We start from the raw sequence: 16,274 nt of genomic DNA, 5'->3' as shown, positions 1-16,274 counted from the left end.
GGAAGCCGCAACAGACCTCGTCAAGGCGACGGCCCTTGCAGGAAGATCGTCGACAAGGGCGGCAGTGTCAGCGACAGGGAGACGGGTCTGCCGTGGGCGGGCACGGGTTCAGTCGACACCGCGCCGTTGACCAGGCCCGAGCCACCATATTCCCGCGCGTCCGTCGTCATCCGCTCGATCCAGATACCGTCGCTGGGCACACCAATCCTGTAGCCGTAGCGCGGCACCGGCGTGAAGTTCGACATGACCAGCACCGCTGAAGCGCGATTGGGCCCATAGCGGAGCATACCGAGGACGGAATTGACGGCGTCGTCGGCTGCCGCCCATTCGAACCCCTCGGGATGAAAGTCGCCGAACTGCAATGCCGGCTCGTCCGCGTAGAGGCCGTTCAGATCCTTCACCAGCCGCTGAATCCCCACATGCTGAGGCCGGTCCAGCACATCCCAGGTCACCGAACCGTCATGGTTCCACTCGCCAGGCTGGGCGACTTCGCTCCCCATGAACAACAGCTTCTTGCCGGGATGGCCCCACATGAAGGCCAGATAGCTGCGCAGATTGGCGAATTTCTGCCATTCGTCGCCTGGCATCTTCGTCAGCAGCGAGCCTTTCCCGTAGACGACCTCGTCATGCGAAATCGGCAGAATGAAGTGTTCGGAATAGGCATAGATCATTCCGAAGGTCATCGTGCCATGGGCGTAGCTCCGGTAAATCGGATCCTTCTCGATATAGCTCAGACTGTCATGCATCCAGCCCATGTTCCATTTGATGTCGAACCCCAGCCCCCCTTGCTCCGGCGGCTTGGTCACGCCGGGCCAGGCCGTCGATTCCTCAGCGATGGTCATCGCGTGTGGGCAGCGCTCGTGGATGATGCTGTTCAGGTGCTTGAAGAATTCGACCGCTTCCAGATTCTCGCGACCGCCATATTGATTGGGAATCCATTCGCCCTCGTTGCGGCTGTAGTCGCGGTAAAGCATCGAGGCAACGGCATCGACCCGCAAACCGTCGATATGGTAGCGCTCCAGCCATTCCAGCGCGCTGGCGATCAGGAACCCTTTCACCTCGTTGCGGCCGAGATTGTAGATCAGCGTGTTCCAGTCGCGGTGAAAGCCTTCGCGCGGATCTTCGTGCTCGTAGAGCGCGCTGCCGTCGAAGCGGGCAAGCCCCCAGACGTCTGTGGGAAAATGGGCCGGCACCCAGTCGAGGATGACGCCGAGCCCGGCGCCATGGCATCGGTCGATGAAATAGGCGAAATCCTCAGGCGTCCCATATCGGCCGGTCGGAGCAAACAGGCCGAGCGGCTGATAGCCCCAGGACCCGCCGAACGGATGCTCCATGATCGGCATCAGCTCGATATGAGTAAAGCCCATGTCGCTGACATAGGGAACCAGCCGCTGGCTGAGTTCGACCCAGTCGAGCGACCTGCTGCCGTCCTTTAGATCGCGAAGCCAGGAGCCGGCGTGCACTTCATAGACCGAGAACGCACCCTCCAGCCTGTCTTGCCGGGACCGGCCCTTCATCCAACCGTCATCGGTCCATCGAAACGGCGTCGACGATGCGACGATGGAGGCGGTGGACGGAGCGGCCTCGCTCGCCCTCGCCACCGGGTCGGCCTTCTGCGGCAGGCAGGTTCCCTCAGCATCGACGATCTCGAACTTGTATCTTTCGCCGGGGGCCAGCCGGGGGATGAACAGCTCCCAAACGCCCGCCGACTGTCTCAACCGCATCGGGTTTCGCCGCCCGTCCCAGGCGTTGAAGTCGCCGACGACCGAAACGCGGCGCGCATTCGGAGCCCACACGGCGAAACGAACGCCCGATATTCCGTCGATCGACATCGCCATAGCGCCGAGCGTCCGGCTCAGATCGTAGTGAGTGCCCTCCGATATCAGATGAAGGTCGAGTTCTCCGAGCAGCAGACCGAAACTGTAGGGGTCCTCGGTGATCTGAACTGCATCCGGCCATGTGATCCGCAGCCGGTATCCCGTCCTCGAGGCGGCCGCCGCGGCAAAGAGGCCGGACGGGTGGGCAATGCTGAACGGCGCCACCACCCGGCCGCTCGTCGCATCGATGAGATCGACCGCTTCAGCGCCGGGCAGATACACCCGCACGATCGTCATGCCGCCGCTTTGGTGGGGACCGAGGATCGAAAACGGATCGCCATGGCGCCCCTCAATCAAAGCCCATAGCGCATCCTGTCCGATGCCCGCCAGAAGTTCCGAGCGCTCAACATTCATGCCGTGACCCCCGCCAGACGCGATACGATTTCGGTAAGGCCGGATAGCGGGATCGGAAGCCATTTCGGCCGGTTGCGAGCTTCATAGGCGATCTCGTAAGCGGCCTTTTCGAGAAGAAAGGCATCGAGAACGCGCCGTCTTTGATCGTGTGACATGTCAAGCTCCTTCGATACGGAAACCGCCTGCGAATAGGCATCGAGAAAGGCCTCCTCGGCATGGCGCCCGAAGCGGGCGATCGCCTCGCGCCGGACTTCGTTCTCATGTTCGATGACCGCGTCGTTATCGAGCTGGGCGGTGGCCACGAGGTAGCTCAGCGATCTCAAAAGCCCGGCGACATCGCGCAGCGGATTCGTCTTGGCGCGGCGCTCGGCCAGGTTTTTAGCAGGCTCGCCCTCGAAGTCGATGATGACGGCATCACCCTCGCTGACGAGGATCTGGCCGAGATGGAAGTCGCCATGCGTGCGTGTCATCAGCGTATGGCGGCAGCTCTCCGCCAGCGTCCCAGCGAGCTCTGCGAGCTCGGAGCGCCGCTCGAGAAGCGGCGCTGCCAGCAGGTCGATTGCGGGGTCGGCATTCTCGTCGCGTTCGTCGAGCTTCGACAAGGCATATGCGAGCTCCCCGGCAACGGCCTTCTTCATCGCCTCGACCTCGCTGTCGCCGGCAACCACCGGGCTGAAGGCCTCGTCCCCGGTCTTCGCAGCGAGCACGACATGCAATTCGCCGAGCCTGAGGCCCACCATCGCGACGAAACTGATCAGCGACCGAAAGACGTCGTCGTCTGGTTGGACCGCCGGATCGTTCAGCACCAGTTCGTCGGCCCCACGGCGCAGATTGTTCAGCATCCAGTTCCAGGCGTCGCCCTGATTGCGGATCGCGCCCTGGACGATGATCAAGGTGGAACGGCGTCCGCTGGAATCGGTATGTGCGACCTCGCCGAGCAGGGGCGCCGTGTGGTCATAGCCCGCGCGGGTAAGATAGCGCGTCATCTCGACTTCCGGATGGATGCCCGGGAAGATGTGCCTGATCAGTTTGATCATCGCTACGTCGCCGACGAGCAGCGAGCTGTTGGACTGTTCAGCCGATAGCCAATGCACCGGCAGCTCGCCTGAAATATCGAGATTGTCGAGCTGTTCCGTCCCAAGGAATTCGAGCGTGCCGGTCCGGCCGGTGGTGCGCGAGCGGTCGCGAAGTCCGTGCAGAATGCCGCGCGCCATTGCCTCCACGGCGAATCCATCTGTGAGGAAACCGACGCGTCGACCTTGGCGAATCCTCCCAAGCGCAAGCTGCTGGGCAAGCGCGGAAGGGTGGGCATCGTCCCAGGCGACCGCGAGCGGCAGTTGGTAGGATTCGCTATGGTTCGGCAGCACGACCTCCAACTCGCCGAGGACGACGCCGTCGGCGAATGGGATTGGTGTCACGGAGATCAGTCGGGCGGCCTGAAGCGCCTGGTCCTTTGCCCCGAACCATCGCCGCCTGGAGAGATAGGCGGGCAGGATTTCACCGCTCAGGATGCGTGCATGACCCGGTTCATCCACGAGGTCAAGCAGACTACGCCGGATGACCATCGTCAACAGATCGGGAAGCTGTTCCGGCGGTGCGGTGCGCCACGCCGGCGGGTCGGCATCGGCCGTCAGCTGGAACCAGAAGAAACCGTAGGGCGGCAAGGTCAGCAGATAGGTCAACTGGCCGATCGGCGGAAACGGCGACATGCCGGTCAGTTCAATGGGAACGCGCCCCTCGAAGCTCGACAAGTCGAGTTCGACGGCCTGAGGCAGCCGCGAGAGACTAGCAACACAAAGCAAGACCTCGCCTTCATACTCCCTGAGATAGGCAAGGATCTTACGATTTTCCGGTGAAAGGAACCGCAGCGTGCCGCGCCCGAAGGCGGGATGCCTGCCGCGCAACGCCAACATTCTGCGCGTCCAGTTCAGCAGCGAATGCGCGTCCGTGCTCTGCGCCTCGACGTTGACGGCCTCGAAACCGTAAAGCGGGTCGGCGACGGGCGGCAGGACGAGACGGGCCGGATCTGCCCTGGAGAAACCGCCATTGCGGTCCGGAGACCATTGCATCGGCGTCCTCACACCATCCCGATCGCCGAGATAGATATTGTCGCCCATGCCGATCTCGTCGCCGTAATAGATCACCGGCGTTCCCGGCATCGAGAGAAGAAGCCCGTTCATCAGCTCGATCCGCCGGCGGTCGCGCTCCATCAATGGCGCCAGACGCCGCCTTATGCCGAGATTGATGCGGGCACGTTTGTCGGATGCATAGGTCTCCCAGAGATAGTCCCGCTCGGCATCGGTCACCATTTCGAGCGTCAGCTCGTCGTGGTTGCGAAGGAAGATCGCCCATTGGCAGTTGTCGGGAATCTCCGGCGTCTGGCGCAGGATATCGGTGATCGGAAACCGATCCTCCTTGGCGATCGCCATATACATGCGCGGCATCAGCGGGAAGTGGAAGGCCATGTGGCATTCGTCACCCTCTCCGAAATATTCGCGCGTATCCTCCGGCCACTGATTGGCCTCGGCAAGCAGCATCACGCCGGGATGGGTGGCATCGAGCGCGGCGCGTATGCGTTTGAGGATCGCGTGGGTTTCCGGCAGGTTTTCGTTGATCGTCCCCTCGCGCTCGACGAGGTAGGGGATCGCATCGAGACGAAAACCGTCGATGCCGGTTTCCAGCCAGAAGCGCATCACCCTCAGCAATTCCTCCATGACAAGGGGACTGTCGAAATTGAGGTCGGGCTGATGGGAATAGAAGCGGTGCCAATAGTAGGCACCGGCGACGGCGTCCCATGTCCAGTTGGACTTTTCCGTATCGATGAAAATGATCCGCGTTTCCGGAAATTTCTGATCGGTATCCGACCAGACGTAGAAGTCGCGCTCCGGCGACCCCGCCGGCGCCTGGCGGGCGCGCTGGAACCAGGGATGCTGATCGGAGGTGTGGTTGATGACGAGTTCGATGATCACGCGGATATTGCGCTGATGGGCGGCATCGACGAAAACCCGGAAATCCTCCACCGTTCCGTAATCGGGGCTGACACTGCCGTAGTCGGCGATGTCGTAACCGTCGTCTCGGCGCGGAGAGGGAAAGAAAGGCAGGAGCCAGATGGCGTTGACGCCGAGGGCTGCGATGTGATCGAGCTTCTGGTGCAGGCCGGCGAAATCACCGACGCCGTCGCCGTTGGCATCGTAGAACGACTTGATGTGCAGCTGGTAGATGATCGCATCCTTGTACCAGAGCGGCTGCTGCGCGCTATCTGCATTCATCGTGTCCATTCATGCCTCCCTTGAGCGAATACGCCAGATCGCATAGGGCAGAACCTCAGGATTGAGACTGATGCTCTGCCATTTGCCGGTCCACTTGAAACGATGCCCGCCGATCAGATCTTCGGCATCCAGCGTGCCGCCGTCCCCGAGCGACCAGTGCCAGAGCGGCAGCTCGACGTCGCTTTGTTGGAAATTGTGGGGGTCGAGGCTGATGGCGATCAGCAGGACGTTGTCGCGGGCACGGCTTGCCTTCTCGAAAAACAGGATATTGTCATTTCGCGCATTGAGCAGCGTCAGCCCGAGATGCGTATGCAGCGCGGTGTTTTCGTTCCGGATGCGATTGAGCGTCCTGATTTCGGCGATGATATTGCCCGGCCGGTCGTAGTCCCAGGCGCGGATTTCGTACTTCTCGCTGTCGGCATATTCCTTGCGCTTGGCATCGGGACGCCCCTCGCAAAGTTCGAAACCGTTATAGACACCCCACAATCCCGAAAGGGTGGCGGCAAGTGCTGCGCGGATCAGGAAGGCCGGGCGCGGCGCGTTCTGCAGGAAATCCGGATTGATATCATGCGTGTTGACGAAGAAATGCGGGCGGAAGAATTCCTTCGGCGCCGTCTCCGTCAGCTCCCGCATATATTGCTCGAGCTCCCACTTGGCATTGCGCCAGGTGAAGTAGGTGTAGGACTGGGAAAAGCCGATCTTTGCCAGCCGGTACATGACCTTCGGCTTGGTGAAGGCTTCCGAGAGGAAGACGACATCGGGATGGCGGGCCCTGATATCGCCGATCAGCCATTCCCAGAACGGAAAGGGTTTTGTGTGCGGATTGTCGACACGAAACAGCTTGACGCCCTGGTCCACCCAAAGCTGGACGACATCCCTGAGCTCCACCCACAACGAAGGAAGCGCATCTTTTGTGTAGAAATCGACGTTGACGATGTCCTCGTATTTCTTCGGCGGGTTTTCGGCATATTTGATCGTGCCGTCGGGACGCCAGTCGAACCAGCCGGGATGCTCCTTCAGCCAGGGGTGATCCGGCGACGCCTGGATTGCGAGATCGAGAGCGATCTCCAGGCCATGCCGGCCTGCCGCCTCCACCAGCCGGCGGAAATCCTCGAACTCGCCGAGCTCGGGATGGATAGCGTCATGGCCGCCGTCCTCGGAGCCGATGGCATAGGGACTTCCGGGGTCGCCCGGCCCAGCTTTCAGGCTGTTGTTGCGGCCTTTCCGGTTGGTCGAGCCGATCGGATGAATCGGCGGGAAATAGAGCACGTCGAAGCCCATGTCACGGATGGCGGGCAGTCGCGGAATGACGTCGTCGAAAGTGCCGTGCCGGTCCGGATCGCCGCTCTGCGAGCGCGGGAAGATCTGGTACCAGCTGGCAAAGGCAGCCTCCTTGCGTTCGGCATCGACGGCGCTTGCCGTCGAGCGAAGCCGAAACGGCCGCTTGTCCGCCTTGTTCATCAATTCCAATGTTCCGGCATCGAGCAGAATTGCCGTGCGCTCGGCATCGGAAGCACTTTCGAGACGGCTGACGAGGGCCTTCAAGTCGGCGCCGAGCGCGGCATCTGCATGCGTCTCAGCCGAACGAACCAGGTTTAATCCCTCTTGCAGCTCGAGCTTCAGGTCCAGCCGGGCATCGTTCTTCTTCGTCAGTTCGTAGCGAAAGATCGCAAACGGGTTCTTCCATGCCTCGACGGCGAATTCGTAGCGTCCGGTGCGTTCCAGCAGGAATTCGGCGCGCCAGCGGTCGTTTTCGACCAATTGCATTTCCGTCTCGTTCCAGTCCACCGCATCGAGCGGCCGCCAAAGCAGTACCGCGGCGATCGGATCGTGGCCGTCGGCGAATATATCGGCCTCGACGGTGAGGATGTCGCCGACCACCCGCTTGACGGGAAAGCGCCCGTCATCGACCCGCGGCATGATGCTCTCGATCGCGAGGCGCGGCGAAGCGACCGCCTGCTCGATATCGAGGATCGGTCGCGATGTGATCGGAGCCGGCGCCTTGCATTCGACCACCAGGGTCTCCCCTGCCCGCAGCCGCAGAGCCGTACCGTCGGCTGCGACGGGCAGAAAACCGGAAGCCGCTTCGCGCAGTGCGGTTACCGGAGCGGGCGCACTTTTCCGAAGGTCCCTGTTGAGCAGGATGAACCGCACAGTTTCGGTGCTCCGAAGGTCTTCCGCTGCCGATTGCAGCAGCGCTGAGACCGGTCCGTTGGCGTTGCGGATGAGCCGCAGCGATGCTGCACGGGCATGAGGGCTCTTGCCGATGTCAGTGTTCGCAAGGCGAATTTCGGAGGAGATATCGAAAGCCAGATCATGGCGCATTCCCCGCAAGCCGGCTCCATTCCCATGGGTCGGATCGAGCGGCGTGGTTGCGCCATATTCGAAGCCCATCGGAACCATCAGGCCGCCGCCGAGCGAGGCGGCAAGGCGCAGCGCCCTGATGGCCCGCCGTTCGAGGAGTTCGCGGCTCTCGGTTCCGTGCGCGCTCCGCCGGGCGAATGGCGGCTCCGGAAAAGCGATCTGCCAGCCAAGCGGAGCCTGGACGCGGTGTTCTTCGATGAACCATCTCTCGTCAAAATCCCACCACGCCATCGATGAAAAACATCCATCGAAGCCTGTATTCTTGACCGCGTCCCTCGCCCCAAAATCAGTGCCGGGCGTCCAGGCGAGGAATTGCGCGTCCGCCTTCTCGCGCACCGCCGCAATCAGCGATTTGAAAACCGCCGGCGCAATGCGATCGATCCCGAGCATCCGGTAGCCGGAGAGGCCGAGACCGGCCAGTTCTTGCAGCCGTTCTGTCCATTCTTCCAATAGCCGGGATCGAGACTCCGCCTCCATCGCGATCATCGGCTCTGCCGGATCCAATGGTGAGCGTCTCGGATCGACGGGGCGAAGGCCCGCCTCGGAATTCCGGGCCTTGCCGTCGAGCATCAGGTCCATCATCAAGGTGACGCCGCTCTTGCGGGCGGCCTCCGCCAGGCGTCCCACCCCATCCTCGATTGCGCTTCCGAGCGACAGTTGAGGATCAAGGCGATTCAGATCCTGGGATGCAAAGATGCTGCGCTCCCCGCCCCGGTCGAAGAGAGGTGCCGTCAGCACACGGTCGAAACCGGTATCCGCCGCATGGTCGAAAACCTCGCGCCACGCATCGATACCCTGAAGAAGGAGTGGATTGACATAATAGATCCGGGGTGGGGTGCTCAACACACCCTGGTTCGCAGAGAATAACATCGTCCGCCGCCTCGAGTTGGTTTAGAGGCAAACTTTTCTTGGCGGCGGTTGTTCCACCAAAACTGGCATTTCGCGATGCGCCAGATACCGTCGACCGCATTGGCGCGGGATCGATGGGGCGCGTTCCGAGGCGCTCGCACTGCGGCGAGGCCTTGAAGGTTCGTGCCGTATTTGGGTAGTCTTCCGCCTCCCGGGAGGGTGATTCATTTGGCTGCTGACGGCGCACCATTGCTTCGATCGATACTCCTTGGCGCTGCCCTTTCGGCTTGCGCCTTCGGCCTGGCTTCCTGGAGCATCGAGACCGATCGCTCCACGGAGCACACGCATGGCCTGTTCGAAATCCGCGAGGAGGCCAGGCGCTTCATTTGGCACGAAAACGCCGAGGGGCATCAGCAATGGGAGGTGCTGGAGCCCAACCTGAAGACACTGGTTCCACGATGTGCGGTCCCGCTCGAAACACAGTGTACGCCGAAGAGCCTTGGCCGCTCGAAACGGAGCGTCATGGTGATATGCACGATCGCCGTGCCGAACACGGTGATGAGAGGCTGGGACGTACACGTCACCGTGAAGCAGAGACCAAATCAGACGAAAGCTGCCACAGATCCCGCCTCGCCCTGAAAGAGCAGGCGCCCGAACGTGATTTGATATATCCGGATGAGATCACTGCGATTGCAATAGAGGCGACCAGACGTGAATGCATCGGTGGAATTGTGTTCATATCCCGAACTTGACGATAGCATCGTCATCATCAGGGTCGGCGACGAAGTGGATGCCGTGTTTGTCCGGACCCAGAGATTCAACGTTCTGATCGATACGCTCGGCACGCCCGAGCTATGCCGGATGGCGCTGGATCTGCTTGAGGAAAGAGCCGAGGCTCGTCCGCTGGTCGTCGTCAATTCGCATATGGATTGGGATCACTTCTGGGGAAATGCCGCCATAGCCGGGCGCGCTCCCATTATCGCGCATGCCGCCGCGCTCGACCGTTTACGCGACCCTTCCGCACGCGAAGTCCTGAGGGACAAGGCGAGCCAGGAGTCGAGGTTTCGGAATGTCGACATCATCGGTCCCGATATCACGTTCGCCGGCTCGATGACCCTCAACGGCGGCGATTTGACGCTGGAGCTCATTCATACGCCGGGACACACACCCGATCATGTCGCCGTATGGATTCCCGAACTTCGCACCTGCCTGGCCGTCGACGCGGTGGAATACCCCATTCCCGAAGTCTGGAGCAAAACTGCAGGCGACCTTCGCCTGATCCGTTCCTCGCTCGAACGGATACGTGACCTCAATGCCAGACTGGTCATCCCTGCGCACGGCCGAACATACTCCCCTTCGGCGGTGGATGAGAACCTCGCCTATTTCCAGGCCCTGGCCGATCGTGTCGGCAGTTTGAGCGAAAGCCGGCTGGCGGATCCGCAACTCGGCAGCTCGAGCGGCCTGCGGCTTGAAGACTTCGTCCCCATCCCCGACGGAATGCCTTCCGACGTGGTGGCTTTCTATCGGAAATGCCATGAGACAAACCTCGGCGCCACGGTTCAGGCCCATATCGAAAAGGCCGGACAGTGAAACTGTTGGAGGGCGGGCGAGCCGGACAGATCTGGCGTGACGGCAACACCGTGATCAGGCCTTCCGGCGCATGGACGCCGACGGTCCACCGGTTTTTGCGCCATATCAGGAGCAGAGGCTTTCCGGGAGCGCCGGATCCTATCGAGATAACCGAGAACCAGGAAGTCGTCAGTTATGTCAGCGGGCGCGTCTGCGAAGATCTAAGCGACCAATTTGTCGGATCGGAACGCATGCTGCTTTCAGCAGCCAGGCTTCTGCGCGATTTTCACTCGGCATCTCAAGGGTTTCTCGAATCGGATCGCGAGATCCAGACATGGATGTTGCCGCCGCAGGAACCGTGCGAGATCATATGCCACGGCGATTATGCGCCCTACAACGTCGCTACGGCAGACCATGAAGCTGTCGGGATCATCGATTTCGATACCGCCCATCCCGCACCGCGCCTATGGGATCTGGCCTATTCAGTTTACCGCTGGGCGCCGCTTTCCGATCCCGCCAATCCAAACGTGTTCGGCCTCGACGAACAGCTGCGCCGGGCGGAAATCTTCTGCACGGCATATGGGGCGACAGGGGAAGATCGGCTCCAGCTCCCCGAGATGATCTGCCGGCGGCTTCAGGCGCTCGTCGATTTCATGCAGGCAAGTGCGGCGGCCGGAAATGAAACATTCGTCGAGGACGTCAATGCAGGAGATGCCCGGCTGTATTTAAGCGATATAGACTATGTTCGAAGCCATCGGGATCGGCTGCTCAAAACCCTGTGCTGACGCGCCTTCGCCAAGCGCCTCAGGCTTCATATCTAGAGCCACTTCCTCCGACGGAAGAAAGTGAAGAGGAACAGGCACAGGAAGGCGATAACGCCGAGCACAACGAAATAGCCATACTGGAATTTCAATTCCGGCATGTCGTTGAAATTCATCCCGTAAATACCGGCTATCGCGGTGGGAACGGCGAGGATCGCCGCCCAGGCGGCGAGCTTGCGGGCGATCGCCGTCTGCTCCGTCTGGCCGATCATCACGCTGGCCTCGAAGGCGAAGGCAAGGACCTCGCGCAACGCGTCGATATCTTCCTGCACCCGGCGCACATGATCGGTCACATCGCGAAACAGCGACTGGAGCGTCGGGTCCATGCCGGGAAGATCGATATGCTCGTACCGCCGACAGACGTCGACCAGCGGCACCACAGCATTGCGCAGCCGCAGCAGCTTGCGCCGCAACAGGTAAAGCCGCTCGATATCGGACTTCTCCAGCTGTTGGCGCAGCACCAGATCCTCGAGCTTCTCGACTTCCTCCTGCACGACCTCGATGACCGGCATGTAGTTGTCGACGATGAAATCGAGGATGGAATAGAGAATATAGTTCTCGCCGTGGGCAAGTGCCGCCGGCGTGGCCTCGCATCGCTGCCGCACCGCCAGATAGGAGGACGAATCCCCGTGGCGAACGGATACGACGTAACCGCGACCGACGAACAAATGCGTTTCGCCGAAGATGATTTCGTCATCCTTCATATGGGCGGTCCGGGCGACGATGAACATCGCGTCCCCATAAATCTCCAGCTTCGGGCGCTGGTGAGGCTGTGCTGCGTCCTCGATCGCCAGGGCATGGAGATTGAACTCGGCCTGAACCTGGTGCAGCAGCACTTCATCCGGCTCGTGCAGGCCAATCCAGACGACGGCATTCTCCCGACCCCGCCATTCGCCGGCCTCTTCTATCCTGATGTCGCGAATGCGTTGCCCATGCTGGTAAACGGCGGCAGCCACGACGCCCGGCCGTTCATACGGAGGCGATGTGGAACCGCCACCTGCCCGCTCACGAGCACTCTCTAGATCCTTCAGCCGTTCCAAATCCAGCTATCCTCTCCATTCGCGCGCGGGATCATATATCCGCGGGCCAATCCCTTCGCCGGTCAGGCGCTCAGCCGATCATAATGCTATTTCGTAAAACATGCATCACCGCGTCGGTGCGGGGTCTGACCCGCCGTGGCCAGGCGCCAGCGTAGCATCACGTGTCCGTGGAAATATCGTCCCAATCCTGGTCCATGTAGCCAATCAGCCAGTTGAGGGCGTAATGCCGTTCGTAAACCACGCCCTTGTTCAATCCGGCAGGTGGCTCCTCTCCCTTCAGCCGCGCGTTCACGGCGGCCCATTCATAGCGGTAAATGAGGTCGGCGGCGTCCAGGAGCTCTTTCTGCGGACGAAGCCTGGCGCGACGCATCAGCCCGTCCGTCCCCAGCTCGCGCAGGGTGTTCGCAATGAATGGCACGTCGCAAATATGGTCGGGACGTTGGAGATCGGAGCTGATCCCGAGCGCCCACAACATGACGTGCACGCCCTCGTAGCGCCAGGCGAAATTCGTCCGGTCCTGATCCGTGGGATCGGGATCGTCCATGAACGCCCGTTCCTTCGGGGTGAAAAAACTTGCCGCGTCGAACTGCCGGATGAGAGCCTGACCCATTTCGTGGTCGCCGGTCTCGCCTTTCACGGCGACGATCGCAAGCGCAATCGTGCGCTGAACGACAGCCTTGGTATTTCGGCGGGTGCTCTCGCTCTCGGGCTCGATGGTCGGCAGATGATCGATGGTCGGCACACCTTCCGATTGAAGCTGGGCGATAGACCGAGCTTTGCGTGCCCCCGCTTCGTCGGCGGGTTGCGAAACGGCTGCCTGCATCGGAAGGATCAATGCGAGAAGGGCGGAAAATATGCGCTTCATCATTTCTGGCTCCTGTCATCCCTGACGCCGCATCGATAGGCATTTTCCTGCTTTAGCGGGAGCCCGAGCACGAAGGCGGCGGCGATTTTCCGGAAAACTGGTAAATGCACCGTCGGCAGCTTCATCACCCAGATCAATCACCATATGGATTCGATCGCCACCTCTGCGAAAGAGCAATCCATCGGCCTCAGCGAAGTCAACGTCGCAGTCAACCGGATGGACCACGCAGCAGAACACAACCATGGTGCAGCAGTCGACCGATTCTCTCGCGCAGGAAGCCCAGAAACTTCGCGAACTCATCGCCCAGTTCAGGCTCGACGATGCGGTCAGTCAGTCCTCGGCCCTTCGCTCGACGGCGAGAACGATGGCGCAGCCCATGGCCCGTGCGGCCGTGCATGCGGTTGCCGCTCGACGCTGAAACGGGCGGCGACAGGAAACCCCGATATAAAAAGGCGCCCGGCGATTGCCGGGCGCTTTTCATTCGGTCAGGACGCAAAGGCCGGATTGCGCCGCGCGCCCATTCTCAACACGAAATAGATCGCCCCGCCGATCGCGACGCCGAAGAACCAGCCGTAGGTGCCCCACCATGCCGGCAGGATGGTGGTGAAGGTCGGCAGGATCGAGGAGAACAGCGCCCCCACCGCAAATGCGATGAAGGCATTGCCGTGCCATCCGTTCTGGAACCGGAACTCGCCATTTTCATGGTAGAGCGCTTCGACATTCAGCTGGCTCTTCCGGATAAGATAGTAATCCACCATCATGATGCCGAAGATCGGTCCCATTGTCGATCCGATGAAATTGACGAAATGCGCAGCACCCGTCTCCCATGGAGCAAACGGGTAAAGCACGAGAGCGATCAATGCGGCAATATATCCGCCGCGTTTGAAGTTGATTTGGCGCGGGAAGACATTGGCGAAGTCGAAGGCCGGCGACACGAAGTTCGCCACGACGTTGATGCCAAGCGTTGCGATCGCGAATGTCAGCGCCGCAAGCAGCGCCAGGAACCAGCTGTCGAATTTCGCCGATATCATTTCGGGATGCAGCAAGACCTCGCCGTAGACCGTAAATGCGGCCGTGGTGGTGACGCCTGCAACGAGGCAGAAGGCCAGGAGGTTGATCGGCAGCCCCCAGAGATTGCCTTTCCGCAGCGCCTTCTCGCTCGTCGCGTAACGCGAGAAATCGCAGAAGTTCAGGTAAAGCGCTGCGAAATAGGTGATCCAGGTGGCGGCCACGGCGGCAAGGGCTGCAAAGGAGCCAGGCTCGCCCGGCACGCCGGCATCCTTGGTCTTTTCGATCAACACGTCGCGCGGGATCTCGGAACCGAAGGAAAAGGTGCCTGATTTGACGACCAGATAGACCGCGAGGATGAGCATCATGATCCAGACGGCGGGACCCGCCCAATCCTGGAACTTGCGAACTGTTTCCATCCCTCGCTGAATGATCAGCAGCTGCAGACCCCAGACGATGACGTAGCAGATGAGTTCGAGGGTCGAGTGGCCGAGCATGTGGCTGTTCTGGTGAAAGGCAAGCAGGCTTTCATTGCGGATCAGCAAGGCAACGATGGCGCCGGATGCGGCGGCGGTCTGCGCGCCGTACCAGAAGCAGGCGACCACGGCCCGGACCAGTGCCGGAACATTCGCCCCGAACGTGCCGAAGGAGGCGCGCGCCAGAACCGGAAAGGGGACGCCGGTACGCACGCCGGCATTGCCGACCAGGCTCATCAGAAGAAAGATGACCAAAGATCCGATGCCGATGGCGATGACGAAATTGACGAAGCTGCCGCACAGCAGGAACAGGCTCGCCGCCAGATAATAGCCCCACAGGCTGTGGACGTCGGATGTCCAGACGTTAAAGATGCTGAATGCACCCCATTTGCGCTCCTCGGCGGGCGCAAGATCCTCGTTGTATAACGAGGGAGACGGATTTCGTACGCTCATGAATGCCCTCCCATGTCCTTGAGGCCAAATCGGCCACAGGCGGAAGTCTGCTCTTCATTTGTGCAGCTGACAATTTAATAGTCACATTGTACACATCTCTTGACGATGCCTGAGGATTAGCCATCGCCGCTCTCACCTCACTGCGAGCCGACGACACGCCCGGCCAGACGATACGGACTTGCGACCGCGGCGCCCGCAGCATCAAAGACATAGGCGCCAACGTCACCGGCGCTCGACCGCCTCCCGCTTTCGAAGGAGGCAAGCTGCGCTCCAAACTTGGCGAGCGATGCGTAGCGGTCATGCCCCAGCCCGTCGGATGCGTGGATCGACGTGATGTCGATGACCCGAAGCCTTTCCTTCAAGGCAGCCTCCCTGATGACGGGATCGTCGATATCGAGGCGTCCGACGCGCGGCCGCTCGCCCGCGATGAAGCTCGAAGCCACCAGCGCCCGGTCGTCCTTCGAAACGAGAAGGGAGATTGGGATCGGCATTCGTCCGATATCCTTCAACTGGGAGCGGAAGACATCGACGTCGACGTCGGGAGCGGCCAGAATGACCGCCAGTTTGGCGATGACGTCGTCGCGATGCTGCAGCTTGAGCTGGCGCACCGTTTCCATGACCAGGAACCCGCCCATGCTGTGGCCGAAAAGAATGATGCGTTTCACCTTGCCGGACGCCGAAAGCGATGTGACGAGCGAATCGAGGTCGCTGCGCGAGGAGAGTGCTGCATCGCGATCGCCGACATAGCCGGCGACGGCGGCGGCCGAAGGCCAGGAAAACAGGATCGGTGCGCCCGGTATTTTCGCGTCCGCGGCGATCTGCGCGGTGCGATAGAGCGCCTCCTGGTAACTGTAGTTGTAGCCATGCACGAAGATGCCGATGGTGCCGTCGGGCCGCATGGAGGCGAGTGCCTCCTGGACGAAAGCGTCTTTTGGCAACGGTTTGCGTCCGATGACGGCAAACTGCCGTTCCGGATCCGGCTTCGCGCTGGGGTAAGTGATCGCGGTGTCCTTCCTGCCGGGAGGAACCGAAAACTCGTACTGCTCGTAGGTTGGGTTCTCGGCCCACGCACTGCCGAACCCGCCCCGGACGCTGTCGGGGGTTCTGTTGGTCGCAGCCAGCACGCTCACCCTGTCCGGAGCCGCCTCCGAATGGACCGGCCCACTCAGATGAACGGGCTTCAAGACATCCGGCGATGGTCTCGTGGCGCATCCGGCAAGCATCGCGAGGCTGACCGCAACGATGACCGCCGGAACTGTCTTCAGGAGCCCCTGAAGCCCTGCCGTTGGCAGTACCGGAGAATATCGTTCCGTCATCGATCCGTTCCCC

10 protein-coding genes and 1 pseudogene are annotated in these 16,274 nt (G+C 61.2%); 4 read left to right on the top strand and 7 right to left on the bottom strand.

Going from position 1 to position 16,274, the window contains the following annotated elements; translation table 11 throughout:
- Positions 1-20: 20 nt before the first annotated feature.
- The 3 genes from glgB to OIU37_RS23980 are packed head-to-tail and all read right to left on the bottom strand — an operon-like array spanning position 21 to position 8,734.
- Positions 21-2,231: a 1,4-alpha-glucan branching protein GlgB gene (glgB, locus tag OIU37_RS23990; protein ID WP_264258836.1), complete on the bottom strand. Its 2,211-nt coding sequence runs from the start codon at positions 2,229-2,231 to the stop codon at positions 21-23.
- Positions 2,228-5,509 (bottom strand): maltose alpha-D-glucosyltransferase, encoded by a 3,282-nt coding sequence (treS, locus tag OIU37_RS23985; RefSeq protein ID WP_264258835.1) that lies wholly within the window; start codon positions 5,507-5,509, stop codon positions 2,228-2,230. Before treS ends, glgB begins: the two co-directional genes overlap by 4 nt.
- Positions 5,510-8,734 carry an alpha-1,4-glucan--maltose-1-phosphate maltosyltransferase gene (locus tag OIU37_RS23980; RefSeq protein ID WP_264258834.1) on the bottom strand — a complete coding sequence of 1,075 codons (3,225 nt, stop codon included), beginning with the start codon at positions 8,732-8,734 and terminating at the stop codon, positions 5,510-5,512. It abuts the gene before it with no gap.
- 228 nt (positions 8,735-8,962) lie between these two features.
- On the opposite strand from OIU37_RS23980, the gene OIU37_RS23975 reads away from it, so the two are divergent.
- The 3 genes from OIU37_RS23975 to OIU37_RS23965 all read left to right on the top strand — a co-directional run bounded on the left by OIU37_RS23975 (position 8,963) and on the right by OIU37_RS23965 (position 11,067).
- Positions 8,963-9,352, top strand: coding sequence for a hypothetical protein (locus OIU37_RS23975; protein WP_264258907.1), 390 nt, complete (start codon positions 8,963-8,965; stop codon positions 9,350-9,352).
- Positions 9,353-9,424: 72 nt separating this feature from the next.
- On the top strand, positions 9,425-10,303 hold the full coding sequence (locus OIU37_RS23970) for an MBL fold metallo-hydrolase (protein ID WP_264258833.1): 879 nt from the start codon (positions 9,425-9,427) through the stop codon (positions 10,301-10,303).
- The gene (locus tag OIU37_RS23965; RefSeq protein ID WP_240604717.1) at positions 10,300-11,067 is read left to right on the top strand and encodes a phosphotransferase enzyme family protein; all 768 of its coding nucleotides are present in this window, start codon (positions 10,300-10,302) and stop codon (positions 11,065-11,067) included. The genes OIU37_RS23970 and OIU37_RS23965 overlap by 4 nt, the downstream gene beginning before the upstream one ends.
- A gap of 32 nt (positions 11,068-11,099) precedes the next feature.
- Here the strand turns inward: OIU37_RS23965 and OIU37_RS23960 are convergent, their stop codons facing one another.
- Both OIU37_RS23960 and OIU37_RS23955 read right to left on the bottom strand, forming a co-directional pair.
- Complete coding sequence (locus tag OIU37_RS23960; RefSeq protein WP_264258832.1) at positions 11,100-12,143, bottom strand: magnesium and cobalt transport protein CorA; 1,044 nt, start codon at positions 12,141-12,143, stop codon at positions 11,100-11,102.
- 157 nt (positions 12,144-12,300) lie between these two features.
- Positions 12,301-13,011 (bottom strand): DUF4272 domain-containing protein, encoded by a 711-nt coding sequence (locus tag OIU37_RS23955; RefSeq protein WP_319004757.1) that lies wholly within the window; start codon positions 13,009-13,011, stop codon positions 12,301-12,303.
- A 105-nt stretch (positions 13,012-13,116) separates the two neighbouring features.
- Here OIU37_RS23955 and OIU37_RS23950 point away from each other — a divergent pair.
- Positions 13,117-13,426, top strand: a pseudogene (locus tag OIU37_RS23950) (methyl-accepting chemotaxis protein); the annotation flags it as partial.
- A gap of 67 nt (positions 13,427-13,493) precedes the next feature.
- Here OIU37_RS23950 and OIU37_RS23945 read toward each other — a convergent pair.
- A complete protein-coding gene (locus tag OIU37_RS23945; RefSeq protein ID WP_171603788.1) occupies positions 13,494-14,945 on the bottom strand; it encodes an NCS1 family nucleobase:cation symporter-1 in 1,452 nt (483 codons plus the stop codon).
- Between the two features lie 137 nt (positions 14,946-15,082).
- Positions 15,083-16,168: an alpha/beta hydrolase gene (locus OIU37_RS23940; protein ID WP_264258906.1), complete on the bottom strand. Its 1,086-nt coding sequence runs from the start codon at positions 16,166-16,168 to the stop codon at positions 15,083-15,085.
- Positions 16,169-16,274 lie beyond the last annotated feature (106 nt).

Source organism: Rhizobium sp. BT-226 (assembly GCF_025847085.2).
GTDB classification, from domain to species: Bacteria; Pseudomonadota; Alphaproteobacteria; order Rhizobiales; family Rhizobiaceae; genus Rhizobium; species Rhizobium sophorae.
The sequence above is the reverse complement of the archived record's forward strand: the minus strand, read 5'-3'. Positions and strand labels throughout refer to the sequence as shown.